General features: G+C 68.4%; 27 protein-coding genes. 9 read left to right on the plus strand and 18 right to left on the minus strand.

The features are described from left to right. On the plus strand, positions 1-288 hold a 288-nt coding region (locus tag VG869_10375; GenBank protein HEV3451601.1), incomplete at its 5' end, for an amidohydrolase family protein. 434 nt (positions 289-722) lie between these two features. Here VG869_10375 and VG869_10380 read toward each other — a convergent pair. Then, positions 723-1865 (minus strand): EAL domain-containing protein, encoded by a 1143-nt coding sequence (locus tag VG869_10380; GenBank protein ID HEV3451602.1) that lies wholly within the window; start codon positions 1863-1865, stop codon positions 723-725. 620 nt (positions 1866-2485) lie between these two features. On the opposite strand from VG869_10380, the gene VG869_10385 reads away from it, so the two are divergent. The 4 genes from VG869_10385 to VG869_10400 all read left to right on the plus strand — a co-directional run bounded on the left by VG869_10385 (position 2486) and on the right by VG869_10400 (position 5527). Beyond that, on the plus strand, positions 2486-3760 hold the full coding sequence (locus VG869_10385) for an FAD-dependent oxidoreductase (GenBank protein HEV3451603.1): 1275 nt from the start codon (positions 2486-2488) through the stop codon (positions 3758-3760). Between the two features lies 1 nt (position 3761). Next, positions 3762-4439 carry an LUD domain-containing protein gene (locus tag VG869_10390; GenBank protein ID HEV3451604.1) on the plus strand — a complete coding sequence of 226 codons (678 nt, stop codon included), beginning with the start codon at positions 3762-3764 and terminating at the stop codon, positions 4437-4439. Between the two features lie 236 nt (positions 4440-4675). Beyond that, entirely contained in the window at positions 4676-5071 is a 396-nt protein-coding gene (locus tag VG869_10395; GenBank protein ID HEV3451605.1) for a nitroreductase/quinone reductase family protein, read from the plus strand. Positions 5072-5233: 162 nt separating this feature from the next. Beyond that, positions 5234-5527: a hypothetical protein gene (locus tag VG869_10400; GenBank protein HEV3451606.1), complete on the plus strand. Its 294-nt coding sequence runs from the start codon at positions 5234-5236 to the stop codon at positions 5525-5527. A 770-nt stretch (positions 5528-6297) separates the two neighbouring features. Here the strand turns inward: VG869_10400 and VG869_10405 are convergent. From VG869_10405 to VG869_10425, 5 genes are all read right to left on the minus strand, one after another. Continuing rightward, complete coding sequence (locus tag VG869_10405; protein ID HEV3451607.1) at positions 6298-6813, minus strand: hypothetical protein; 516 nt, start codon at positions 6811-6813, stop codon at positions 6298-6300. Between the two features lie 14 nt (positions 6814-6827). Then, entirely contained in the window at positions 6828-7130 is a 303-nt protein-coding gene (locus VG869_10410; GenBank protein HEV3451608.1) for a hypothetical protein, read from the minus strand. 160 nt (positions 7131-7290) lie between these two features. Next, the gene (locus VG869_10415; protein ID HEV3451609.1) at positions 7291-7785 is read right to left on the minus strand and encodes a hypothetical protein; all 495 of its coding nucleotides are present in this window, start codon (positions 7783-7785) and stop codon (positions 7291-7293) included. Next, a complete protein-coding gene (locus VG869_10420) occupies positions 7782-8306 on the minus strand; it encodes a hemerythrin domain-containing protein (protein ID HEV3451610.1) in 525 nt (174 codons plus the stop codon). The genes VG869_10415 and VG869_10420 overlap by 4 nt, the downstream gene beginning before the upstream one ends. Before the next feature lie 266 nt (positions 8307-8572). After that, positions 8573-11197, minus strand: a complete 2625-nt coding sequence (locus tag VG869_10425; protein ID HEV3451611.1) for an AAA family ATPase — start codon at positions 11195-11197, stop codon at positions 8573-8575. A gap of 249 nt (positions 11198-11446) precedes the next feature. Between VG869_10425 and VG869_10430 the strand changes: the two genes are divergently transcribed. Both VG869_10430 and ygiD read left to right on the plus strand, forming a co-directional pair. Continuing rightward, positions 11447-11878: an organic hydroperoxide resistance protein gene (locus tag VG869_10430; protein HEV3451612.1), complete on the plus strand. Its 432-nt coding sequence runs from the start codon at positions 11447-11449 to the stop codon at positions 11876-11878. A 237-nt stretch (positions 11879-12115) separates the two neighbouring features. Continuing rightward, a complete protein-coding gene (gene ygiD, locus VG869_10435) occupies positions 12116-12973 on the plus strand; it encodes a 4,5-DOPA dioxygenase extradiol (protein ID HEV3451613.1) in 858 nt (285 codons plus the stop codon). 188 nt (positions 12974-13161) lie between these two features. On the opposite strand, the gene VG869_10440 is transcribed toward ygiD, so the two are convergent. From VG869_10440 to VG869_10455, 4 genes are all read right to left on the minus strand, one after another. Continuing rightward, positions 13162-13341, minus strand: a complete 180-nt coding sequence (locus VG869_10440; GenBank protein HEV3451614.1) for a hypothetical protein — start codon at positions 13339-13341, stop codon at positions 13162-13164. A gap of 164 nt (positions 13342-13505) precedes the next feature. Continuing rightward, positions 13506-14636: a HEAT repeat domain-containing protein gene (locus VG869_10445; protein HEV3451615.1), complete on the minus strand. Its 1131-nt coding sequence runs from the start codon at positions 14634-14636 to the stop codon at positions 13506-13508. Between the two features lie 135 nt (positions 14637-14771). Beyond that, positions 14772-15458, minus strand: coding sequence for a hypothetical protein (locus tag VG869_10450; protein HEV3451616.1), 687 nt, complete (start codon positions 15456-15458; stop codon positions 14772-14774). A 102-nt stretch (positions 15459-15560) separates the two neighbouring features. Next, positions 15561-15941, minus strand: coding sequence for a nuclear transport factor 2 family protein (locus tag VG869_10455; GenBank protein HEV3451617.1), 381 nt, complete (start codon positions 15939-15941; stop codon positions 15561-15563). 408 nt (positions 15942-16349) lie between these two features. On the opposite strand from VG869_10455, the gene VG869_10460 reads away from it, so the two are divergent. Next, positions 16350-16877 (plus strand): GNAT family N-acetyltransferase, encoded by a 528-nt coding sequence (locus tag VG869_10460; protein ID HEV3451618.1) that lies wholly within the window; start codon positions 16350-16352, stop codon positions 16875-16877. 98 nt (positions 16878-16975) lie between these two features. Here VG869_10460 and VG869_10465 read toward each other — a convergent pair whose 3' ends face one another. The 8 genes from VG869_10465 to VG869_10500 all read right to left on the minus strand — a co-directional run bounded on the left by VG869_10465 (position 16976) and on the right by VG869_10500 (position 24537). Continuing rightward, positions 16976-17998 carry a hypothetical protein gene (locus VG869_10465; GenBank protein HEV3451619.1) on the minus strand — a complete coding sequence of 341 codons (1023 nt, stop codon included), beginning with the start codon at positions 17996-17998 and terminating at the stop codon, positions 16976-16978. After that, on the minus strand, positions 17988-18500 hold the full coding sequence (locus VG869_10470; GenBank protein HEV3451620.1) for a sigma-70 family RNA polymerase sigma factor: 513 nt from the start codon (positions 18498-18500) through the stop codon (positions 17988-17990). The genes VG869_10465 and VG869_10470 overlap by 11 nt, the downstream gene beginning before the upstream one ends. Positions 18501-18739: 239 nt before the next feature. Further along, entirely contained in the window at positions 18740-19633 is an 894-nt protein-coding gene (locus tag VG869_10475) for a hypothetical protein (GenBank protein HEV3451621.1), read from the minus strand. A 146-nt stretch (positions 19634-19779) separates the two neighbouring features. Further along, complete coding sequence (locus tag VG869_10480) at positions 19780-20388, minus strand: SigE family RNA polymerase sigma factor (protein ID HEV3451622.1); 609 nt, start codon at positions 20386-20388, stop codon at positions 19780-19782. A 134-nt stretch (positions 20389-20522) separates the two neighbouring features. Then, a complete protein-coding gene (locus tag VG869_10485; GenBank protein ID HEV3451623.1) occupies positions 20523-21428 on the minus strand; it encodes an SAM-dependent methyltransferase in 906 nt (301 codons plus the stop codon). Between the two features lie 94 nt (positions 21429-21522). Then, positions 21523-22299, minus strand: coding sequence for an ABC transporter permease (locus VG869_10490; protein HEV3451624.1), 777 nt, complete (start codon positions 22297-22299; stop codon positions 21523-21525). Further along, positions 22296-23225, minus strand: coding sequence for an ABC transporter ATP-binding protein (locus VG869_10495; protein HEV3451625.1), 930 nt, complete (start codon positions 23223-23225; stop codon positions 22296-22298). Before VG869_10495 ends, VG869_10490 begins: the two co-directional genes overlap by 4 nt. Positions 23226-23316: 91 nt before the next feature. Beyond that, complete coding sequence (locus VG869_10500; GenBank protein ID HEV3451626.1) at positions 23317-24537, minus strand: cytochrome P450; 1221 nt, start codon at positions 24535-24537, stop codon at positions 23317-23319. 257 nt (positions 24538-24794) lie between these two features. Here VG869_10500 and VG869_10505 point away from each other — a divergent pair. Continuing rightward, positions 24795-25491: TetR/AcrR family transcriptional regulator (locus VG869_10505; protein ID HEV3451627.1), on the plus strand; the 697-nt coding region annotated here is incomplete at its 3' end.

Genomic DNA, 25491 nt, shown 5'->3' on the forward strand with positions numbered 1-25491 from the left:
ATCGGCACCGAGAAGATCATGTGGGGAAGCGACTACCCGCACCTGGAGGGCACGTTCCCGTTCTCCGAGGAGGCGCTCTGCAAGACGTTCGCCGGGCTCGACCGCGCCGAGGTGCAAATGATGCTCGGCGGAACGGCAGCCGAGGTGTACGGCTTCGACCTCGCGTTCCTCGAGCCGATCGCGGCCGAGCAGGGGCCGCCGGTCGAGGTCGTCGCGGGCGGGCTCGACAAGCTCCCAGTCGGCGCGACGAGTCTCGCGTTCCGGGATCAGCGCATCAGAAACGTGTAACCACCCCCGGGCGCCCCGCGGGCGACGCTGTGGGTGTCAAAAACTCGATCCGGGAACGGCCAGAGGCTCAACCCTGTGGCGTTCGCGGTTTGAGGCTTCGGCGTTCGCGAACCAGCTATCCGACGTTCGTCGAGTGGATAACCCCGAGGCTCTGACCTGGTGGGACGAGGTTTGTGACAGGCCCCACCTGGGCTGGGGCATGTCACGAACGCGGTCACAAATGTGGTCACAAACCCGAGTCGCGCCTGCATTCCCGGGTGTCGACCCAGCCCGGGTCTCGTCGACCTGCACGAGCCAGCAAACCTGCTGGTCAAGGGTCTGATCGAGTTTTGAACACGGGCTGGCTTCGTCAACGGGAACGCTTCGGCGGTCCGTGGTGCTCGGCTCGGAGTGTGGTTTCCTCGTCGCTTCGGTGGGCGCCTGGCCCGCGGTTCTCAGGCCGTGCGCTGGGAGGAGGCTGTTTGGGCCCGAGGCCGTTGGCGGCGCTGCCGGCGCTGGCGTTTGAGGGCGGTGGTGATCTCGTCGGGGGGGCCGGGCCGGTGGAGATGGAACCCTTGGGCCTGGTCGCAGAGCATCGACTTGAGGAGCGCCAGTTGTTCGGAGGTCTCGACGCCTTCGGCGAGGGCTTCATGTCCCAGTGTGTGGGCCAGCATGATGACGTTGGCGACGAGGGCCGCGGCGTTGGTCTCTTGGGTGATGCGTTCGATGAAGGACCGGTCGATCTTGATGGTGTCGATGGGGAGGAGATGCACGTAGGCGAGAGATGAGTATCCGGTGCCGAAGTCATCGATGGCGAGTCGTACGCCGAGATCGTGCAGGCCTTGGAGTTGTTGTTGGGTCAGCTTGATGTCGGCCATCGCCGAGGTCTCGGTGATCTCGAAGCACAGCTGTGACGGATCGATCCCGGCGGTGTCGAGGCAGCATTGCACCCGCCGGGCCAGGTCCGGGTCGCCGAGTTGGCGGGCCGAGAGGTTGACCGTGGCGACGAAGGGCCCGTCGGTCAACTGGCACCATGCGGCGACCCGCTGGCAAACCTCCGCGAGGACAAGTTCGCCGAGCTCGTCGATCAGGCCGGTGTGTTCAGCGATCGGGACGAATCGGCCGGGTGGGATGTATCCGTGGATGGGGTGACGCCAGCGCAGCAGCGCTTCAGCCCCAATCACTCGTCGGCGGCGTCCTCCGATGTCGAAGATGCCCTGGTAGTGCACTTCGAGTTCACCGCGAGCCATGGCGTGGCGAAGATCGCGGTCCAAGCGCGTGACCCGCCGAGCGAGGGCACGGGCGCCTTCGGGTTGACGGGAGGCGAGGGCGAAGAACACCCCGATCAGGATGAAGAAGCCACCCCGGGTGCCCCAGTCGCTCAGCGGCTGTGCGGTCATGGGATGAGTCGTGGCCGGCAGCAGCGGCCCGGCCAACACCACCGAGGCGGCACCGGCGATGAACGCCCCCGGCGGGCCGAAACGCACCGCCGCCAAGACGATCGGGATGAAGAACCACAGCGGCGCCACGGCACCGGCACCACCAACCAATCGGGCCAGGCCCCAGGAGAAACCGAGGAGGGCCGCGATGATCGCCACCGCAGCCCGGGAATCGGTTACCTCATAGAACCCGAAGAACCGGCCCGTGACCCGCTCACCCCAACGAAACCCGGATCTCCTGGTCCTGCTCGGTGATCGCATGCGAGCTCCCATGGGTCCCCCGGTATCTCGTCCGGCCCGCAGCTCTCCTGAAGGACCACATCCGGACCCCAGGCCCGAGCCACCCAACCGGCGGGGCGCCAAATACCAGTCAATTGGCTGATCTGGGCGTTTGGGCGCGAGCTCGGCCCGGGCCCCGTGTCGTTTGCGGGGGCGACGCCGGGTGGCCTGGGACCAGGCATTGACCTGAGCGGCGCCGCAGGTTCCACAGCCCGGTCCGTCGTCGGGCGCGTCGAGCCGAACCCGTTCTGGATGACAGACGGGACCTCCCAGTCAGCATTCCTCGCCAAAGATGTGAAGAACCCGAGCTAATCCTGGACTGGACCGAGCCTCGGACCTCAACTCGTAGACACCATGCCCCGAAGCGAAGCGGTCTTGGATTCGGCAGGCGACCGAGAGCCGACTCGGTGACCAGCGAGGGCTGAAGTGACGGGGGCAGCGCGCGTCGGCCTGTGGATGTGCGAGCCTGACGACGTGAAGGGGGTCCGAGCGTCATGTCGATGATGGACTACGACGCGAGGCCCGTCACCCCTCAGGTTGTACTGGTGGGGCACCGGGCGTCCTCCGTCGGTTACAGCATCCGTGATTTTCTCAGCCGTAATGGCGTCCCCTATGAGTGGGTCGACGTGGACGACGCGGCACGGGTCGCAGCGTTGTTGCCTGCAGGGGAGAGAGATGCGGATCAGCTACCTGTCTGCGTCCTCCCCGACGGAATGCGGCTCGCCCCGGCCACGCTGGAAGGTGTAGCGGCAGGACTGGGGATGGTGTCGGCTCCGTCGCTGTCGGAGTACGACCTGACGATCGTGGGCGCCGGTCCAGCCGGGCTGGCAGCCGCCGTGTATGCCGCATCTGAGGGTTTGCGCGCCGTGGCCATCGAGGCCGTGGCGCCTGGAGGTCAGGCCGGGACGACTTCCATGATCGAGAACTATCTCGGATTCCCACAAGGGATCAGCGGAAGCGAGTTGGCAACGCGGGCAACCGCACAGGCGAAGAGATTTGGGGCCGAAGTTCTTCTCGCTCGGCGGCTCGCGCACGTCACCAGGGACGGCCCAGGTTATGTCGCCCACCTTTCCGACGGTACAGCCGTGCCATCACGGGCCATGCTCGTAGCAAGCGGTGTCGACTGGCGTCGTCTTGAGGTTCCGGGCATCGATGAACTCTTGGGTTCCGGTGTGTACTACGGCGCCGGCCCGAGCGAGGCGGTCACCTGTAGCGGGTGCCGAGTGGCCATTGTCGGGGGAGGGAACTCCGCTGGCCAGGCGGTCGTCCGGTTCTCGCGCTACGCCGCGCATGTGACCTTGCTGGTCCGGGGTCGCTCGCTTGAGGCATCGATGTCCCAGTATCTGATCAGCCAGGTGAAAGAACTGGGAAACGTCGAGGTTCGGACAAACACGGAAGTGGTCGGTCTCGAATCGGATTCTCGCCTGCGAGCACTCATGGTTTCGTCAGGAGCCACCGTTGGTCGATTGCCCGCCGACTCACTGTTCGTGTGCATCGGAGGGGTGCCGCGTACCCAAGGCGCGGCTGCCGTCGGACTTGCTCTCGACGGCGCCGGATTCACGCGCACTGGGGCCGACCTCACCTCATCAGCTGGCGCGCTCGACGGGTGGCCGCTGTCTCGTCAACCCTTACCTCTCGAAACGAACCTGCCCGGGCTGTTCGCCGCTGGCGACGTCCGGAGTGGATCGATCAAGCGCTGCGCGGCTGCCATCGGCGAGGGGTCCATGGCGGTTGCGTTGGTCCACCAGCGCCTCGCTGAACTTGGCGGTGAATGACATGGATCCCTCACCGACGACCGACCTACCCGGAGAGCCGGCGGTGGCGGGTCCCAGCAAGGAGGCTCAGGCGGAGTTCGCTCGAACGGCCTCAAAGATGCAAATCCGCACTGTGGCCGGCGCCCTCGAACGCAACGGAATCACTTGCACTGTGGTCGACTCCGCCGAAGAGGCGAGAAGGGCTGTGCGGTCCATCCTCCCGGTGGGAGCGGAGGTCTACAACAACACCTCCCGCACGCTCGAAGTCATCGGTGTCGCCGAGGACATCGAACGATCCGGGCAGTATCAGCCGCTTCGCCCCCGTCTCTACCAGATGGATCGCGAAATGCAGGCTCGTGAGATGCGGCAGCTGTCCGCTTCGCCCGATTGGGTCGTCGGGAGCGTCCACGCTCTGACGGAGGAGGGGTCACTTCTTGTCGCGTCCGCGAGCGGGAGCCAGCTCGCTCCGCTCGCGTCCGGAGCGGGTCACGTGATACTCGTCGTCGGCGCGCAGAAAATCGTTCCCGATTTCAACACAGGACTGCGACGCATCTACGAGTACTGCTTTCCTCTTGAGGATCGGCGGGCCAGGCAGGCCTACGGCGTTCCCAGCGGAGTGAATAACGTCCTCGTCATCAACAAGGCGATCGCCCCCGGCCGGATCACCGCAATCTTGGTGAATGAACCGCTCGGGTTCTGACGCGCTGGCCAGGGAATACAAGTGCTGATCTCAAGTGGAGAGCTCCGGTTCGGTTCTTCGGCTGGGCGTTGGGTGATCGCGGCGTCGTGTGGGGTGCGTCGTTGCGGTGGTCGGTCCGTCGTGCCACCCTTTCGCCGTGGTTTGGCGGCGTCCTCGTGTGGCGGCCCGGACGGACACGGCTTGACGTGACCGGGTCAGCGGCCAGGCGTCCGGTCCTCCACCCGCTTCAGAAGTCGGTGGTCAACCCGCTCGTCAGGCTCGCTTGGCGGCTGGGACTCGGGCCGCCTGGCGACGCCCTCCTGGAGACGACGGGGCGGCGGACGGGACAGGCGCGCCGAACGCCCGTGTGCGACGGCCTCGAGGGCGAGACGTTCTGGCTGGTCGCTCAGCGCGGACGCCACGCCGACTACGTCCGAAACGTCGAGGTCAATCCTCGTGTCCGCATCAAGGTGCGCCACGGGTTGTGGACCCAATGGCGCAGTGGAACGGCGCACATTCTGGACCACGACGATCCGCGTGAGCGCCAGCGTGTCTTGGGTCGTGGAAACCCCGCCCGTGCGCTCTGCTTGCGCGCCTCCAGCGCGATGGCCACGAATCTCCTGACGGTGCGCATCGATCTCGATACCAGTTGATTCCCGCCCATCCTGGAACGCCGTTTCGGAACTCCATCCGGGCCTCGCTGTGCGCCGTTCGATGAGGGACCCGACACCCAACATGTGATCGATGCCACGCTTCGGGAGGTACCGATGGACGACGCAGAAGCCCGAGAGCTGCTCCGTGCCGAACGAGCTCGGGTGCAGCGACTCCTCGACGCGACCGTCGCAACGGGACAAGACGAGCGGTCGGAGGCCGACGAGCAGGGGGTGGACATCGCGGACCCAGCCGAGTCGCTGGTCGCGGAGCAGGTCGACGACGCGGTAGCGGCCACCCTGACCGAGCGCCTGGAAGCAATCCGTCGGGCAGAAGCGCGGCTCGACGCGGGGACCTTCGGCCGCTCCATTCGCAGTGGGCTCGAGATCCCCGATGACCGTCTCCGGGCCGATCCGGCCGCAGAGCTGACCGTTGAGGAAGCTCGGCGAGGGCCTTAGGCGTTCGCCCTGTGGGGTGGTCAGGCGCGCGTCACCAACTCAGGTCTCGACGCCCGGTGTGGCTTGATGACTGCTAAGAGCTGAGTCGTCGGCAGGCGGTGTCGTATTGGGAGACTGCCGCGGTGCTTCCGGCGTGAGCTATGGACGCCGGTCCGTTTCCGGCGAAGTGCATGCCGGCGATGCCCGAGCCGGACTCGTTGAAGGCTGAGCCGGGTGAGTTCGCGGCGTTTCCGGGCTCAACCGGCGCCGTAACGGTGCCGCAGTTGAAGCCGGCCGTTGTGCCTGGCTGACCCGTTGTCGGGTTCTGGATCGCGCCACCCAACGTCGTCGGCACGAGCACCGCAGCGCCCGTGACCACAGCGAGAGCGAGGACACGTCGGATTGCAGTCACTGGAGCCTCCCCTGTTCCGGTCGCGGGGCCCTGCCCCGCCATCCCCTTGCCATACGGATCAGACCCCACGGCGGATTGCCGTTTTCGGGAGCGCGTACGGAGCGGCGGTCGTATAACCGGCGGCTGACCAGCGAGGTCGATCGACGAAGAGCGGTGGGGATATCACCCCGTGGGGTGTCAAAACTCGATCACAACCCTGACCTGCGAGTTCGCAGGACGAGCCGCAGGTCCAGCTGTGAATTCTGAGACTCCTGCGGCTCATGAGGTTCTGCACCCGGCCTCGAGCGGCGATGACCCGGTCTTTCACGAGCCAGCAAGAAACGGCAGGTCAAGGCCCCGATCCGAGTCTTGACACCGCACACGATCAATGCGGACAGGGCTAGAGCGTGTTGCTGTGGACTTTGTCGCAGAGACGCTGCTCGCCGGGCTTGATCTGTCCGCCGCCGATGCCTTTGAGGGCTGCGAACGGTCCACAGACCTGCGGGACGATCCAGACGTGGATCATCGGGACCGGCGGTTGCTTCACGAGGGGTGAGCGACAGTTGCTGTTGGCGTCCGTCAGATCGGCGACCCTGGGGGCCAGCTGATCGGCGGTGAAGCACAGATTGTCGTGGATGTGCCACTGCGTCAGCGGGCATCCGATATCCGGGACATCGTCGAGCGTCGACCCGGGACGCAACATGTACATCGCGGCCTCGAGGGTCTTGGTGCCCCCGTGTACCCGGTACACGAGCGATTCGGGGTAGTCGGGGTTCAAGATTTTGTCGTCGGTGATGTACGACCAGTCGACATAGTGCTCGAAGCCGGTCGCTCCGTCGCCGATCGAGTGGAAGCCGGCGGCGACGGCCGTGGCGCGATAAGCCCACTGCGGCAGTCGAGCAAACCGACCGTGCAATACACGGCCTTAGCTCATCGGCTACTGGCCATCCACCCAACTGGACTGGGCGTGGGAAGAGCGCCGGTTGCAGCGAGGTAGCGAAGCAGACTCCGGCTGACGCTCCGCCACGCGACGACAAGCGAATCCCCCGTGCCATGCTGGTCTGCGCGCTCACGGGCGAGTCGGAGCACAATCGGAGTGACCTTCGCGACGTCGAATTCTGCTTGTTCGGTGATCACGAGCCAGTCGTCGAAGAATTCGTCCCATCTCTCTTCGGGTAACGCGTCGAGCGCCGCATGAACGCCCAACGGGTCATTCAAGTCGTAGTCATACATGTTGGCCTCTGACGATTGACGGACACGTGGGTTTCTGCGCGCAGCTAGCAGGGCCGGTTGGGCCGAATTGGGTTCGAGCGTTGCCGTGGTCGAGCCCGGCCGGTGCCCGGATCGGTGCCGTCTCATTCATGGCCCTCCCGGTTCGGTGTCGAGATTGAGCTCAACCGGGCAGCAGGGGGTCGAGCGGTGGGAATGCGGATTGGTACGCCACGTCGAGGACTGCCTGGAGTCCTCGCAGCTCGGTACCGGTTCTGGGCGTGCTCACCCCGACAAGTTCACGACCGTCGCTGGTGTCGGCGGCCGGGGCGGCCCAGCCGACGGCCTCGGCCAGGCTCGCCATCGCTGCTGGGAGCACGACGTGGATCTCCTCTGGGAGCGCCGGATCGTCGAAGCTGCCGACCAACAGCCAGACGGCTCGGCAGGCAAGCGGCGGGCAGTCCACCGCGAAGCGACGCACGGTCGAGTCGCTGGCGATGGGGGGCAGCTCAATCGTCCAGGGCAGGCCGAGCGCCCAGCGGGTGAGCTCGTCGAAGACGTCGAGCGGTGCGACGAGCTCTTCGAGACCGACCGCTCTAGCTGCGGTCCGAAGCAAGTTCCGGTGCCCGTTCGTCGTCGCCCCGCGGTTCGGTCGGCGGGACCGTCGGGGCTGAGTCACGAGTTCTCGGCGACGTACTCGCCGGGGTCGATGTCGTCTCCGGACACGCCGCGAGCGCCCAGGTGCTCGGCGTGGAACGCGACCCACCGCACCCCCAGCTGGTCGCGCAACTCCTGGTCGCTGTGCTCGCGGAAATCGGGGATGACCTCCCGCTCCTCCTCCGCGAGGTGCTCGTCGTTCGCCTTGCGGCAGGCCAGGACGGCCTCCCACCAGGTATTGCTGCCCGGCTCGGCGCCGGCCGCAGCCCGGATCGCATCGCGGATCTGGTTGTGGTCACCGATGGCGTCGTCGGTCTCCTCGGGTGCCTCCTCGCTGCCGCGCCTCAGCAGCACCGGGTAGAGGATCTCCTCTTCGGCGCTCGCGTGGACCTCCAGCAGATCGGCGAGCGGCTGCCACACCTCGGCGACCGCCCTTGCGTCCCCAGCGGGGCGCGGGTCCCACAGCGCGACAAACTGGCGTCGGAACTCCTCGTGCTCGTCCAGGATCAGGACGGTGATGTCAGGGGCACCCAGGGTGCTCATTCCACCGGACCTGCGCCACGCTGTGTCAGCCATCCTCGGACCTCCCGATCAACACGCTTCTCCCGGCCAGATACCGGTAGGCGACCACAATGGGGGCGATCGGTCCTCAGTAGTCCCTACTGATTTCCCAGGGAGGGCTGCCGGAACTGGCGTCCCCGACCGGGGGACGGCTCAGCGTCTCAAGACCTCGGCGCGCCGCGAAGCGTGACGAGGACTGATGTCGACGCTACGCGCCTGAGCAACCGGCCGGAGGGCCGGTCCGACGGTCAGGCGTTCGGTTGATCACGCAGCGCATCGGCGAGCTCACGGCGCCCGGAGACTCCGAGCTTCTCGTAGACCCGCTGGAGATGGCTCTCGACGGTCCGAACCGAGAGATGCATCTCGCTGGCAATCTGCTTGTTGGCCCGACCTGCCGCAGCCTGTATCGCGGCATCCAGTTCGCCGGGTGTGAGGTGCACGCGGGCCGCGACTGTTTGGACCGCCGGCGTGGCGGCCCGTTCGCAGCGGGCCAGGAGTCGCGCTGCTCTGCGTTCGGCGGCGGTGGCCTCGCGGGTCGCACCCGAGCGGCGGAGAACCACGGCGGCTTCGGCTTGGGCCTCCGCGGCGTAGAGGTTCGCGCCGAGATCCTCGAACGCTCGGGCCACGGTGTCGATGGCCTCGCCGTCTCGGGCTGCAAGTGCATTGGCGTAGGCGGCTCGGGCGGCGACGAGATCACCGCCGATTTCGTCGGCCAGGGCGGCGAGGCGGGCGGCGACGTGGCGGGCCCGGCCGAGGCGGGCCAGGCCGTGCAGGGCGCTGGCGGCCCCGATGAGGTCGCCGACCTCGTCGCCGAGGTCGGCTGCCGCTTCGAGCGACTCCCAGGCGCCCGGGAGGTCGCCGGCGGCTGCTGCCGTCCAGGCCCGGGCCTGGAGAAGGTCGGTCTCGTTGTTCAAAACCATCGGGAGGCCGAGCGCGTCGAGCGCGGCGAGCGTCTCGGCAGCCCGGTCGGCCTGTCCGGCAACGGCGAGTGCCTGCGCGGCAGAGATGTAAGACCACCGGGCGGCGTAGATGTGCGCGAGCTCGTGGAACAGGCCGTAGGACTCGGCGGCCCGGCGAAACGCGCTCTCGACACGGCCTTCTTCGAGGTGCAGCACGGCCAACGCTTGGGTGACGAAGGCTCTCGCTTCGGACGCCGGTTGATCGACGACCTGACGATAGGAACCGGTGAGGAGCGCTTCGGCTTCGTCGAGACGGCCGGCGAAGACCAGCGCCTGAACGCGGGTCGAGAACAGGGCCCACTGGTCCCACGGCTCGTCGGTCGCTGGTATGTCGCTGCGGGCCGGGGGTGGAGTGACCAGCCGGATGGCGTCCTCGAGGCGCCCGAGCCGGACCAAGCTGTAGCTCAGCGTCGCGTGCGCGGCGCTGAGCGGTTCAGAGGCGGGCCGCTGGAACAGGGTCGATGCGGCCTCCACCGTGGCACGCGGCCCACTGTTCAAGCTCATGACGAAAAAACGCCGGGAGAGCAGCTCGTCTCGCCAGAACGGATCGGTGATGGCGTCGGCCACGTCGTCGAGCAGTCGAAAGTCGGCTCGCCCACCAAAGAGAAACGTGTTGTCGAAGCGGAGCAAGGCGACACGGGCCCGCTCGGCGTCGCTCGCCGCGTCGGCAGCGAGGGCGGCCAGCTCGTGGTCGGCCTGTTCGGCCCGGCCCTGGGAGTGGGCCGCCTCGGCGGCCACAAAGCGAGCTGCGAAGCCGCCCCGTTCTGCCATGGCGGCGCGGGCCAGTCGTTCGGCGAGCGGATGGTCGTGGCGGGCGCGGGCGGCGATGGCCCCGGCCACGAGGAGCTCGGCGTCGCCACCACCACCGACGAGCCGCAACGAGGCCAGCAGCAATGTGTCCTCTCGGCGCGCTCCACCGGCTGCCTCGATGACATCGGCCAATGACCGGGCCAGGGTTCGCTCGCGCAGCGCGCTGATGCCGACTCGCATGACGTCTCCGTAGACGGGATGGGCGAGCCAGACCTGGACCCGCTGACCGTCGATACGACTCGTGATCAGGCCCTTGCGCTCGAGGGTCTCGACGGCCGGCGGATCGGCCAACTGGGCCAGCTCTCCCTGCTCGAGCGGCTCGCACAAGGTGAGCAATTCGAGCACGGCCCGCTCGGGGTCGGGCAGGTCACCCAGACGGAGCGCGACCAATTCGACCAGGCGAGCCGTGGGCTCCAACGGGCCGCGAAGACGCCAGATGCCGACCACCTCCTCGAGGAGCGCGCCGGTCTCGAGCGCCCCGGTCACCAGCTCCCGCAGGAACAGCGGATTGCCCTGGCAGTGACCGACCAGCTGACGCGCCGATGCTGCGTCCAGCGGCCCGCCCAGCACCGAACCCAGCAGCTCCTCGATCGCGGCGTCGTCCAAGACGCCCACCTCGATTCGTTCGGCCAGACCGTCCTTCCAGAGGGCGACGACCGGGTCCGGCGCCGCCTCACCGGTGCGCACGGTGGCGAGGACCGTGGCCGCCCGGGTCAGGGCCAGTTGGTGCAGGAGGGTGGCCGACCCGTTGTCGAGGAGGTGGGCGTCATCGACGAACACCAAGAGCGGACGCCCCTCGGCTGCTTGGACCACGGCCCGGACATAGCGTCGAAGCAGCTCACCGTGATCCTCCCGGGAAAGAGCGCCAGGGTCGGGCGGGAGAATCGACGCCAACGCCCCGAAGGGCAAACCCTGTGACGCCCGGGTCGCGGTCGTGCGGGCCAGCGCCATCCCTCGCTCTTCGGCCAGTTGCAGACACGACATCGCGAGGGTCGTCTTGCCGACTCCGGCCGCGCCGGTTATGACAGCCCCCCGCTCGGCGACGACCGCGCCGGTCAACTGCTCGAGCTCCTTGCGCCGGCCGACCAGCGGCCAACGGTCCACGACGAGCGAGTGTACCGAGGCGAACTCGCTCTCCCCTTGGGCACCGAGAACGCCTCCGCGGATTCACAGCGAACGTGATCGGGCACGGCTGGGTCGCAGAGTGGCAGGTGGAGAGGCCGTTCGATGGCGCCCCGACTCGGCATTCAGTAGGGACTACTGAGGACTTGCTTGCCACCGGTGTGGTCGCCTGTAGGTGTTGCCGTGACCCCTGCCATCGCCGCCCGATCGGGGCACCGAAAGGAGCATCGGATGCCCGACGTTCTCTACACCGCACACGCGCACGTCACCGGCGGGCGCGACGGGCACGGTCGTAGCACCGACGGCGAGCTGGACGTGGACCTGCGCATACCCAAGGAGATGGGGGGCGTCGGTGGTGGGACGAACCCCGAGGAGTTGTTCGCGGTCGGGTACGCGGCGTGTTTCGAAAGTGCCCTCGGTGTCGTCGCTCGCCGCCGCCATCTGCACGCGGGTGAGGTCACGATCGAGTCGGCGGTGAGCCTGTTGCCGACCGGCGACGGAGGCTTCACCCTCGCCGTCACGCTCGACGTGGCGGTGCCGTCAGTCGCGGATCGGGAGACGTCCGCAGAACTCGTCCGAGAAGCGCATCAGGCGTGCCCATATTCCAACGCCACCCGAGACAACATCGACGTCACCCTTCTGCTAGGGGGCGAGCCGATCTGAGGCCTCCAGTTGTCTCCGAACCGCGGTCACCTTGGTCAACCTGGTGTAGCCCAGGTTCCTGTCGAACCCCTTGACGGTCTGCGTTCGGAACGTGATTGAGACCCTGGCCCGGCGTGGGATGCTGGGCTGGCAGCCCTCCATCCTGTCGACGAGGAGCGTGGACGTTGGGACTGCTCGATTCCGCTGGAGTTCAACCGGGCGGTTTCCATTGCCGCGTTGCGAGCGAGCAGTCGTAGCGTGCGAGCGACGACTCTCGTCCCCGCGGCGTTCTTCGGTCATGGCACGCCGATGAATGCTCTGGATCGCAACCGTTACACCGACGCCTGGCGCGTGTTCGGTGCCGAGGTGCCGCGGCCGCGGGCGATCCTGGTGGTGTCGGCGCACTGGTACATCAATGCGTCCGCAGTCACGGCGATGCTCTGGCCGAAGACGATCCACGACTTCTACGGCTTCCCCGACGAGCTGTTCGCGGTCGAATACCCGGCGCCGGGCGACCCAGAACTCGCCGAAGAGGTCGCGGAGCTCGTGCGGCCCACCTGGGTCGGGATCGACACGGACAGCTGGGGCCTCGACCACGGCACCTGGTCGGTGCTCGTGCACGCCTTCCCGGCTGCCGACATCCCGGTCGTGCAGCTCTCGATCAACGCGACAAAACCATTCGACTACCACCTCGAGCTCGGCGCTGCGCTTGCGCCGTTGCGGGAACGGGGTGTGCTGATCATGGGGAGCGGGAACGTCGTGCACAACCTGGGCCGTATCGACTGGAACCAACCCGACACGGGGTTCGACTGGGCTCGGGGATTCGACGAGGTCGCCGCGGCGATCGTGACCGGTGCACCTTCAGAGCTTGGGTCGCTCCAGCACCACGACGACTTCGCGATGGCAGCGCCGACGCCGGACCATTTCATCCCGCTGCTGTACTTAGCCGGCCTGGCGTCGGCCGCGAACCAGACCGCAGACCTCCTCATCGAGGGCTACGCGATGGGGTCACTCTCCATGGCGTCGTACACGCTCGGCTGCCATGACCTCGTGCCCGACGGGCACGGTGGGGCACCCGCGCTACCGCAGGTCCCGCCCGATGAGACCAACATCTGACAAACCGGAGGATCGACGCCGAGCGCGGACAAGTCAAGATCGAATGGGCGAACGATGCTTCGCTCCGGTTCACAACCGGCTGAAGGCTGGCCACTGTGAGGCCACCCCGTCATGACCGCTACCTCAGGACACTTGACGCCTCGGAGGCACCAATGAGCATGCCGACGGAAAACGGACAGACTCCAGATTCACCGCCCGAGGAGCGGCACCGCACGCCCTCGAGAGGCGAGCAACGCGTCGAACAGGACGACCTGAGCGAGCTCCTGGATCCCGGCGCAGCCGACGAGGACGAGCAAGCCGAGGACGAGGAACTCGAGCTGGATCAGGTCGAACTCGACGAGCTCGGCCTGACGTTGGACGATCCCCACCAACCGACGGACGAATAGCGGACGCGGCGCACGCATCGTCAACAGGGGCTCGAGCGGCGGAACGAGGTCTCGTACCTTCCGGGGGAGGGACTGCTCTTACCTTCCGGACTTCCTGCGCGGCTCGCCGTGATCACCATGACGGCCTGCTGGTCTGCGTGAGGACTTCAAAGGCTGGCGATCACCTGCGCGGCTTCGAGGCGGACGCGAAAGTCGGGGTCCGTGGCGTGGGCCTCGACCGCAGTCCGGCTCAGTTGGGCACCGAGTGCGGCGATGCCCCGGAGGGCTTTCCAGCGGACCCAGGCGTCGGTGTCGTCGAGGGCCTGCTCGAGGAGCGGGCGCAACTCCTGGCGGCTGGCGCCGGTGACGGCGTCGAGCACGCTGCGTCGCACCATGCGGCTCGGGTCCCCGAGCAGGCGCTGCCATGCCGGGGCTGCGGCCTCCGGTGGGGCGTCGGCCAGGAGCGCGGCGGCGACTTGTCGACGGGCCGGCGGGGCGTCGCGCGACGCCTCCAGGATGCGTTCGAGGTCAACGGCTTGCTCGGCGCGCAGGGTCCCGAGCTCGGCCCAGGCGCGCTCGAGCCGCCGCGACCCGGGGGGTGCTTGATCCTGGGAACCGACGTCCACCGAGCGGGTCACCGGCGGCTCAGGCCCGGCTGGCGAGCCAGGGTCGTCGCGGATGAACTCGTCGGTGACGGCGCGCAGGATGGGCCCGAGCAGGGTCTCCCAGCGGTCAGGACGCGAGATGGTCACCGCAACGAAGGCGGGACCGACGAGCACGTTCGTCACCGCCTCGAAGTCCGCGAAGATCCGGGCCACGTGCGGATCGGCGGCTGCGGCGGTGGCCGAATCGTAGGAGCGGCTTGGCCCGCTGTGCAGGGGCGGAGTCCCAAACCGAATCGTGCGCGGGCTGGGAGTCGCCTCGGGGACGACCGGCCCGTCGAAGGTCTGGCTCAGCTTGCTGCCCGAGGGGTCGTCACGCTCCGGCCCAGTGGGGCTGTCGCCTTGGACCCGCAGCCGGAACCGGTCCTCCTCCCAGCCCCAGGCCAGCGTCAGCCCGGGCGCGAGTTCGTGGCGTCCGTCGCCCGCGCCGGGCCCCACGGCATCGGCGAGGGCCTCGTCGTCGTCCTGGGTCCACGGCTGATCCGAAAAGAAGCGCTTCAGCTGTTGCTTCACCGCCGCCAGAGCCTCCAGCGACAGGCCCGCCACCACCGAAGTGAGCTGGCCGACCGCCTCAGCGGTGAGGCCACGCTCCACAACCCGCGCCCGGGCCGCATCCAGCTCGCGACCAAGCCGCATCATTCCAACGACGCTACCCACCACTCAGCCGCCATCGGCGCGCAGGTCGTGGAAACGAGCTCGCCGAGGCTGTCGTCGAGGAGGCCGGTGGTGGTGCGACGCAGCTGGGTGGGCTGGCGACGAACGTTCAGCTGCTCATGACCGAGCAACGATTCGCCTGGCTTTGGGACCCGCGAGCATGGCGATGCTGGTGGCCAGAATCCACGCGGTGAACACCAGCAGCGCAACAAGTGTCAGAGTGGCCCAACCAGACCCGTAGCCGCGACCGTAGAAGCGTTGCACGCCCGACACCCAGTTCACGGCCACCACGGCGAGCCCAGCCCATCCCAGCCACGGAGCGACGAGCTCGCCCCGGATCATGGCCAGCGAGGCGGCCAAGACGAACAGGCCCAATGTGATGGCCCGGAAGCCGCCAAACAGATGGTTCATCTCATAGAAGGCTGAAATCACGCCCGCGTCGCCGGCCCGGGCGGCTCGAAACGCAAGGACTTGGTTCGGCACCACCGAGACGACCGACACCGCCGCGAGTGTGATGCCGGCGCCGAACACGATCGGTGCGAGGGTGTCATCCCCGCCTTCGGCGCGCCGCAGCACGGAGCGCAGATGGGCGAGGAACCAGACGAACACGACCCCGGCCGAAAAGACCACCAGGACCCCCGAGGTCGTCAGCGCCGATCGGTGCGCCAGGTAGTAGGCCGCGACCCGGGTCGGCGAGGCATCAAAATGCGGCGCCTTCGGCGTCACGAACACATATGCCAACACCGTGGCCACGAACAGCAACCCGCTGGCTGCGCCCCAACGCGCCCAGCTCGACTCATCCATTCCAATCCCCCCCGTCCAGTGCAGCGAGGCACGGTGTGCGCAAGCCGCGGATCAGATGCCCGGCACTGGCTGGGCATCGATCGACGCCCAGCTCCTCGCCCGCTAAGCGCTGATGGCGTTATTGGTGTCGACAAACTCCCGGAAGCGCACAATTTTTCCGTCGCGAAGGTCAAATACATGAACCGCCCCGTAGTGAGCCGCCGAACCACCACGCAGGGTCCCGGAGCCTCGGACGACTCCGATCACGCGATTCGCACCGAGCTCGTCGACGACCTCCGTCTCGATCGACAGCGTCTCCCAAGACCCGCCCACACCCTCAAAGAACTTGACCACCCCATCTCGGCCATGAAACGTGCCGCCCTGAGGAAGCGTCGCCGGTGACGACCACTCCACCTCGCCGTCGAGCAACTCGACGATCGCCGGGATATCCCCCCGACCAAACGCCGCGTATGCCCCCCTGACCAGCTCTCCGTTCGCGCCCATCATGAGCTCCTTCCCCCTCGGGCGTGTCGACCCGCCCCCCTATTCCGCCACCCGCACCGGCCGCGGATGACCCGACGCTGCCACAGTGTCCGGGCGCGGCCAAGGTCCAGCACCCCAGGTCAAGCCGATGCCGGGTTCGACGTCTCATTGACCGGCGGGGACGTCGAGCCCGCGGCTCGTCACGCTGTGCGCTGGGACGAGGCGGCTCGGGTCCGGGCCGTGGCGGCGCTGCCGCCGACGTCGTTTGAGGGCGGTGATGATCTCGTCGGGGGGTGCGGGCGGTGGAGGTGGAACCCCGGGGCTTGCTGGCATCGAGTTCTCGCGCGCTGGGAAGCGCGTCGTGGTGACGCAGGCTCGCTTCAGAAAATGGCGGGGCTCCCCAGCGCTGAGACGTATAGAACGTCGGCGGTGAAGTATCGAGGGGCCGATGCGCCGGATGTCGAGGCCATCGCCGCCCTGCATGCCGACAGCTGGCAGCGCAACTACCGCGGTGCGTACCGGGACGCCTTCCTGGACGGCGATGTGTTCACCGAGCGGCTGACGGTGTGGAACGACCGCCTGAAGCGGTCTTTGCGCGACCAGTACACGATCGTCGCCGAGGCCGACACGGCCGTGGTCGGCTTCGCCCACACCATCCTCGACGACGATCCAGCCTGGGGCGCCCTGCTCGACAATCTCCACGTGACCAACGACCGAAAGCGCAACGGGATCGGCAGCCGGCTCATGGCCGAGACCGCTCGAGAGCTGATCCGGCGCCGCCCGTCATCGGGCCTGTACCTGTGGGTCCTCGAGCAGAACCAGGCCGCCCAGGCCTTCTACCGGGCACGCGGTGGCACCTGCGTCGGACGTGAGCTCGCGGGCCCGTTCCCGGGTGGGGGCACCGCGGTCGGGCTCCGATACGCCTGGCCCGATCCCGCCACCTTGCTCGCCAACTGACTCGCTGAGCCGTCCACTCCGGGGCGTGAGCGCCTAACCGTCGGCGCCGCACTTCTGGGGCAATCGGCCTTGCGAACCGACCCTGCAGCCCACGTTCGTCAGGTGGGCTGTTGGATGAGGAAGCGCAAGGGGATCCCGTTCCAGGTCCAGGGGGTGCCGGGGCACTGGCTCTGGCTGTGTATCCGAGCTACGAGCCAATAGTCCGCGACCTGGGTGGTGACGATGGCGCGGCCACGACGGTCCCAAACCTGGCCGTTTCGCGGTTCCACGGTGAGGCTGATGATGCCCGGGAATTGGCGTCGAATGCGGCGGCCCTGAGCCTTCGCGACCTGGACCACGCGGGCGTAGTCGGTTTGGCCGCGCGTCGGCAGCACGTCGGGCACGCCGGCGAGGGGCTGCCTCGCGCTCGGGCACTCGACGGTGGCGGCGATCTTGAGGCTGTCGAGGATCTGGTAGGCCTCGGTGCGGGCGGCGGGTGGGGCGTCGCTCGTGAAGCGCAGCAACAGGTCGTAGGAGCGAGCGTGCTCGGTGACGTTGATCTGTTGGAACACGCCGGCGTTCGCCGCGGGGCATCCGTTGATGGACACGCGGTCGGGTTGCAGGCCGCTGCCCAGCGTGGCGTCGAAGCGCGCGGGGCCCGGGATGGGGATCGGACGGGTCGGTGGGCTGGGCGGCTGCACGAACTCGTTGATGACGATGGAGGCCCGCTCGGGCTGATAGCAGGGTGGCAACACGCGCCGTTGTGGATGAGGCGGACGGAAGCTCAGCCTGAAGACCTGATCGAACGGCAGCGCCGGATACGCCGAACGTCGGAGCGCGAGACCCCGCCAGTCGCTCGGGGCTTGGATCGAGAACCCAGCTGCCCGATCCCGGTAGGTGACCCAGCCTCGGCGCGAGGTTCTCGTCGCCGGCGCTGACACGCTCGGCGTGTGACGTCCGCCGGGGACGAACACCAGCACCGCGCCTGCCGTGGCTGCTGCGAGGACGGTGGCGACGCCGATTCGAAGTGTCAGGCCGCGCCGGCGACGACGGCGGCCCGCGACCCACACGTGCTCGATGTCGAGCGTGCGACTCGGAGCGTCAGCGGCGCGACGCAACGCCTCACGCAGCTCAGCGGGCATCGCTGGCCTCCGCTGACAACCCCTCGCCCAGCCCCATCCGTTGGAGCGACCGCCGGGCGCGAAGACACAGGGTCTTGACGGTATTGGGCCCACAGCCCAAGACCGCCGCCGTGTCGTGGACCGACAGATCCAAGAGGTACCGCAACACCACCGCCGCCCGCTGCCGCTCCGGCAGGCGCCCGAGTGCCGCCCGCACAGCCAGCACCTCACCCGTATCCGGTGCGTCGAGCGCGGGATGACCGTGCTCCAGCCGAGCCTGTGCGCGTCGGGCCACTCGTTGGCGGCGGGCCCACGAGCGCGCCAGGTTCAGTGCCACCCGATGCGCCCACCCACCGGGCTGGTCGAGCGTTCGCACCTTTGACCAGCGCTGACACACCCGAATGAGCGTCTCTTGGGCCAACTCCTCGGCCACTCCGCGGTCTCCAGTCCACAGACTCAGCGCGCCCACCAGCCGCGGCCACTCAGCCCGACAGAGCCGGGCCAGGTCCTCGGGCGCCTCCATGCCAACCAGCCTCCAGCAGCCGCCGGCACTCCTACACACGCACCAGCCAGGCCCGAGGTTTCACCCCGCGCCAGCCAAGTTCTTGAGCATCGCCAGGCGAGCGCATCGCCATCGAGCCCAACGGCCAGATACACCTCATTGTCGGACCTTCAACCGTGCCTTTGAAGCCGAGCGTCGTGCTCGTCAGTGCGGTGTCACCTCGGTCGCCATTGCGATCCACCTGCGTCTCAGGCAATCGGCTAGTGGGTTGGTGGAACCCAGGCCGCGGTGCCCGTGTTGGAGGCGAGCTTGAAGGGCTGGGGGTTGCCGAGGTCGACCCGGTAGAGGTTCGGACTTCCCGACGTCTCCGTCGGGAGCGTGCTGAGCAGAAACGAGGTCCCGGCCGGGTTGCCGCCAAGGAGTACCAGGGGCAGGTTCAACTCCGCGAGGGCCCGCTGCTGGGCGCCGGTCGTGGGATCAAAGGCCACGAGTCGGCTGGTCGTCGCGCCCGGAATCGCGGTGGCGGCCTCGCCGCTGGGCAGGAAGACGTAGCCGTTGCCGGGCAGGCGGATGGTCGTCAGGACTCGGAGCCCGTCGGCTTCGACGCGTACGGTCTCGAAGTCTGAGCCGGCCGTGACCTCGATGCGACGCGAGTCTGGCCACCAGGAGGCCGCGCTGACTGCGAAGGGTCGCGGCGCGAGCTGGGCGCGCTGCTCCCTGGTTGTCCGCAGGTCCCGTACCGCGAGGGTGTCGAGGGTGGGGCAACGGCTACCAGGGGTGTAGGTGCTCGAGTAGGCGAGGAAGCGTCCGTCTGGGCTGATCGCGGGTGCCGCGCCGATGGAAGCGACGCGATGTGGTGTGCCGCCGCTGATGGGGATCTCCCAAATCTCTGGTGGCGGCCCGCACCCCTGACCCAGCGTGTAGTAGATGCGCTTGGTCTTCGAGCTGACCGCGATCCCTCCGAGGGTTCGTCCGGCGGGTGACCACAGCAGGGTGCGTTCAACGCGACCGTCGGACGCTGCGAGGACCACCAGACGACTCCCCATCACCGCGACGACCGAGCCCGGGGGCCTTTGGCTCGCGGTGACCGCCGGCCGGGTGTCCTGGCTTCGCACGGCGAAGCTGACACCGATCAGCACGGCCACCAGCGGCACCAGTACCCCGACGCCTTGGCGCGTCCGTCGGCGCCGTCTTCGTCGTTGTCGCGCGTGCGCAGACACGGCATCCCAATCGTGTAGCTCGGCTGGCAGCGAACCGACTGCCTGACGCAGCGCTTCGGGAAGTCGCTCCTCAAGACTCATCATGTGCACTCATCCGATCGGTCGACCTGCAGCTCCAGCGAAACGAGGGCGCGGTGCAGGTGCTGCTTGACCGCTCCATCGGAGACGCCCAGCGTCTTGGCAATCTCGCGCAACGAGCAGTCCGCGAAGAACCGCAGCACCACGCATTCGCGTTGTCGTCGCGGCAGGGTCATGATTGCGTCCGCGAGCTCGCGCTGGCGGGCTCGTGCTGCCGCCGTCACCTCAGCCGAGGGCACATCCTCCTCCGCACCCGCAAAGCGCGTTCTGCGCTCGACGCGGCGGCGGCGCAACCCGCTACGGGCCAAATTCACCACTGCACGGCGCACGTACGGAAGGGGGTCCTCCCGGTCCCGGACCCGGTCCCAGCGTGCGTAGGTCCGCACAAACGCCTCCTGCACCACCTCTTCGGCCCGCGCCGCATCGTCGAGGAGCAGCCTGGCCAGCCCCACCAGGGCCGGGCCGTCCCGGCGAAACACCGTCACCAGGGCACCCTCGTCGGCGGCCCAGGCCTCCCGCTCCCCCACCTCCCCCACCGCGCCTCCGGGCACATCGCGGACCTTCGGAATCATCCCGACACCAGACGCCGAGCCGACCTGCCAGGTTGACACGACCGAGATCGTGCGGCCCGAGGCAACGACGGCCGAGCGGTCGCCGACCGGCCTGGCTGGCCGACCTCGTCGGTCCCCAAGACACGGGCGCGCCGGTACCGAGCGGGGCCCGGGATACGGAGGACCGCCGCCACCTACCGGGAGCAATCGCTAGCCCGGCTCACCGCCGACCGTTTCGAAGTGCCGCTCCGGCGCGCCTCGCCCCTCCGCACCGCGGTGACGTATCCGCCGCCGGTGCCACTGGGAGGGGTTCGCCGGTAGGTGGCGGCCAGCGCGAAGCGGTCGTGGGCCGTGGCGCGCCAACCGTGGCGCTCCAGCCAGCCGACTTCGTCTCGGCCCAGGCCGCCGCGAAACAGCGAGGTGTAGCGGGCCATGCTGGGGATGGTCTGGGCTCGCTGGAGCAGCGCCGGACTGAGGCCTGAGCCTTGCTCGAAGGCCAGCTGGGTGTCGGGCGCCGAGAGCTCCCCAAGCGTCCCGAGGAGCCGGTCGGCCTGATCCGGCGTGAGGTAAGCGAGCAGACCCTCGATGAGCCACGCCGTCGCCGCCGTGGCGTCGAAGTTGGCCCCGTTCAGCCGGGCGGCCCAGTCCTGGCTCAGGTCGGCCGCCACGACCACCCGCTGACAGCGCGGCTCGGCGTGGTGTTGGGCCAAGACGCGCGCTTTGAACGCGAACACCTCCGGCAGGTCCACCTCGAAGGTCCGTACTCCTGGCGGCCAGGGCAATCGAAACGCGCGGCTGTCAAGCCCCGCGGCGAGCAGCCCGACCTGTCGGCAGCCGACCCGGGTGGCGCTGAGCAGGTAGTCGTCGTAGAAACGCGTTCGAATGGTGGCGTTGAAGGCGAAGGCCTCCCCCAGGGCGGCAAGTGCTTCCGCGTCGTCGGCGGCCTCGTGCTCGGCGAATGCATCCGGAGCCGCGGCGACGAAGGCGGCCGCGTAGGGATCATCGAAGAGCCGATCGGGGCGGCGGCTCTCCTCGGCGCGAACCAGCGCCATGCCCAGCGCCGTTCGTGCGACGCCCTCGGGCGCGTCACCGGCGCTCATGGCCCCGTGCCGCTCGGACGTTCGCTGGCACGAGCACGTGCGGGCTCGACCGATCCGTCATCAACCGTCCGTCGGGGTGCGGCGGAGCTGGTGGTCAGGCCCATCCGATTTTGGTTTCGTCGAAGCGGAGCCGCCGCAGGGCGACGACCGCAAAGAGCAGGGTCATGGCGAGAAGCACCGCGATGGGCATCGCAACGCCGTTCAGGCCTTGGGCGTCGAGGATGACGGACCGGAAGCCACGCATGGCCCAGTAGGTGGGGGTGACGGGAGCGATGGTGCGGGCCCAGCCCGGAAGGACGTTGAGCGGCACGAGCGCGCCCCCGATGGCGCCGAAGAGGACCATGCCCACGATCCCGAACGCGTTGGCTTGTTGAGCGGTGCGGCACAGCGCCGTCACCGCGACACCGAGGAGCACGAGACAGATCGAGAAGGCCGCCACCAGTGGGACGAGGGCGGCGACGTCGCCGCGAATGTGGAGGCCGAAGAGGACGACGCCGGCGGCGAAGATCACGATGAACTGGGTGATGCCGATTGCCAGCCGCGGCAGGGCCTTGCCGAGGACGATCTCCAGCGAGGTGGCCTGGCTGGCCCGAAGTCGGTCCCAGGTGGCCCAGAAGTGCTCGGAGAAGAACGCGAAGCTCACGAGGGAAACGAGGAAGAAGGCGCTGAGGGCGGCCTGGCCGGGTACGACCTGCTCGGCGCCGTTGGCGTGGGGATGTCCGGCCTGGACGAGCGCGGGGCGGAAGGCCGGCTTGAGGAAGGCCATGGTCACGACCGGGAACACGACGAGCACCATGACTGGGAGCGGGTCTCGGCTCGCGAGGCGCAGCTCGTGGGCCAGGATGACGCCGAGGCGTCGCGGCGAGATCATGGGACGGGCACGGCGGCGTGCTCGTCGTAGCGACGACCCGTGACGCTGAGGAACACGGTCTCGAGGCTGGGGCGGATGACCTCGATGGCCCGGAGCTCGGCGCTCTCGGGACCGAGGCGGGACAGGATCTGCGCGGCCGCGCGGGCGGGATCCTCCGCCGGGATCCGTACCGTGGGACCGTCGACGACGGCCCCCTCGACGCGCACCCCTTCGGGGACGTGGCCGTCGAAGCTGAGCTGGAGCGCGCTTGACCCGTGGCGGCGAACCAGCTCGTCGAGTCGGCCCCGGGCCACGATGCGGCCGCGATCGATGAAGGTGACGTACGCGTCGAGCTCCTCGATTTCCTGGAGGTAGTGGGTCGAGTAGACGACCGCAGAGCCGTCGTCGGCGAGGCTGCGGACCAGTCGCAGGATCTCGCCGCGGGTGCGGACGTCGGCGCCCGTGGTGGGCTCGTCGAGGAGCACCAGCTGGGGGCGGTGCACGAGCGCGATCGCCGTGTGCAGCCGTCGACGCTCCCCACCCGAGAGCTCCAACGCGCGCCGGTCGAACAGCTCGTCCAACCCCAAGGCTGTGGCGACGGCGTCGATCCGGTCGCGGAGCTGCCGGCCGCGCAGGCCGGCGAGCCCGGCGAAGAAGCGCAGGTTGTCTCGCACCGTGAGGGGCAGGTACACGCCAGTTTCCTGGGGTGCGTAGCCGATCAGCTGCTGGGCCCGCTGGGGGTGCCGGACGGCGTCGACGCCGCCGACGTGGACCGTGCCGGCGTCCGGTCGGCGGAGGCCGGCGACGATCGAGACCAGCGAGGTCTTGCCAGCGCCGTTGGGGCCCAAGAGGCCGAGGATGACGCCGGGCTGCACGGCCAGGTCCACGCCGTCGAGAGCGAGCGTCGACCCGTAGGACTTGGACAGCCCCTCGACCTTCAGCGCCACCTCGCGATTCGTCGGGCCTGCCCGAAGCTCGTCGGGGTGGTCTGGGTGCCCGCCCCCGCCGGTCATGAGCCCCGCCACGATCCGAGCTCGATCACGCCCTGAACAGGACCGGGAGCGCGTCCGGTGACCGGAAGAGGCTGCCCACGATCTTGGGGCGCGGGGCGTCGGGATCGAGGCGCAGGTCGTGGAGCCGCTCGAGGATCGCGTCGAGGGCGACGCGGGTCTCCATACGGGCGAGGTGCATGCCGAGACACATGTGCGGCCCGGACCCAAAGGACACGTGCGGAGCTGGGGCGCGATGGATGTCGAAGCGATCGGGGTCTTGGTAGTGCCGCTCGTCGCGATTCGCCGACCCGAGGAACACGTTCAGCCCTCGACCCGCCGGTATCTCGAGGCCCGCCAGCTCGGTGTCGCGCACACACTGGCGGACCACCGTCACCACCGGCGTCTCCCAGCGGAGTCCTTCCTCGATCGCAGCCGGGCGCAGCTCGAGGGTCTCGATGGCCTCGTCGAGCTGCTCCGGGTGCGTGAGCAGCGCGAGCAACAGGTTGCCCAGTGACCGGTACGTGGTCTCGACGCCGGCCGGGAGCAGCAAGATCAGGAAGGCGAAGATGTCATCGTCGGTCAGCCGGTGCCCGTCGACCTCGCTCGCGATGAGCTCACTGATGAGATCGTCGCGTGGGCTGATGCGGCGTTCTGCCACTCGATCGGCGAAGTAGGCACGGAGCGCGTCTGAGGCCGCGACCCCCCGGTCCCAATCGACCAGGATGCTGAGGAGATCGATCGACCAGCGCTGAAACTGCTGAGAATCGCGCTCCGGAAGTCCGAGGATGCGAGCGATCACCCGTACTGGGAACGCGAAGGTCAGGCTTCGAACCAGGTCAGTCGAGCCGGACCCGGCGAATGCGTCGATGAGCTCGTCGACGACCCGGCGGACCAGCCCCTGCTCCCAGCGGGCCAGAAGCTTGGGTCGGAACGTCGGCGCCACGAGCGCTCGATGAGCACGATGCTCGGGCTCGTCCAACGCGGTCAGCGTCTGCGCCAGCATCGGCCCCATGAGATCGCCGAGGATCTTCGAGGAGAAGGTCTCCTGGTCCCGCAGCACGGTGACCACCTCGTCGTGGCCGAGCACGCTGAACCAAGGGTCGGCGCCCTCATCAGCGCTGCCCGGGTCGACGGGCAGTGGCCATCCGACCTGCACCGGTCCCCGGCGCCGAGCCACGGCCAGATGCGGGTAGGGATCCTCCACCGCCCCGAGCTGGATGGTGTCGGGCAGCACGAACGGATCGAACCCGGGCGCGACGTCGGTCACGTCACGGCACCGCCGCGGCGCCCGCCTCCGCGCTGCCGACGGCCAAGCCCACAGACCTTGGGGCCGGTCGCCGGCGGCGGGGTGCGGCCCATCTCGAGCTCTCGCAGGCGGTCCCCCCAGGCCTCACGCCGGGTCAGCCAGGCCTTCACGGCTGCATGGTCCCCGTCGGCTACCCTCGGGCTTGTGAAATTCCGTTGCGTAGGTTGCATACGCTGGAGTATCACGCATGACGGTGGGTATGGCAAGGGGGTTTTGGTGTGACGTTCGAGCCGCTCACCGCCGATCGTCGGCGGGCCATGACCCGTCACCACCTCCTCGACGCGGCCGGCATCGTCTTTGCCCGCAACGGGTTCCACGGCTCCACCCTCAAGGAGGTGGCAACGGCTGCGGGCTTCAGCAAGGGGGCGGTGTATTCCAACTTCAAGAGCAAAGACGACCTGTTCCTGGCGCTGCTCGACGAGCGGATCCAGCGCCAGTACGCCATCGTGGCCGAGGTCCTCGATTTCGGCCCCCACGACAAGACTCAACAACTCCCCCGCATCCGCGACCTGATGGGCAGCATCCAGTCCACGTTCTGGGACGACACCTGGAGCGCGCTCTACCTCGAGTTCGTCCTCTACGCGAGACGAAACCCCGAGGCGCAAGCCAAGCTGGCCGCGACCGCCGAACGGTCACGCCAGCTGGTCCAAGAGTTGATCGAACACGAGTACGCGGCCGTCGGCGTGAAAGGCAACTACCCGACCCGCGAACTGGCCGAGATCTCCTTAGCGCTGTTCAACGGCCTCGGCGTCAACCGCCTTGTCGACCCATCGGCCATCACCGAACAGACCCTCGACGTCACCCTGGCCTTGCTCTACGACTCGATGGGCGTCGACCGCCCCGTGGTGGTGTCAGGCTCGAGACCACCGAGGCGCCGCGACGACCGGCAGGCGAAGCCAAGCGGCGTGTCGCATC

The sequence above is a fragment of the Acidimicrobiia bacterium genome (assembly GCA_035948415.1).
GTDB lineage: Bacteria > Actinomycetota > Acidimicrobiia > IMCC26256 > PALSA-555 > PALSA-555.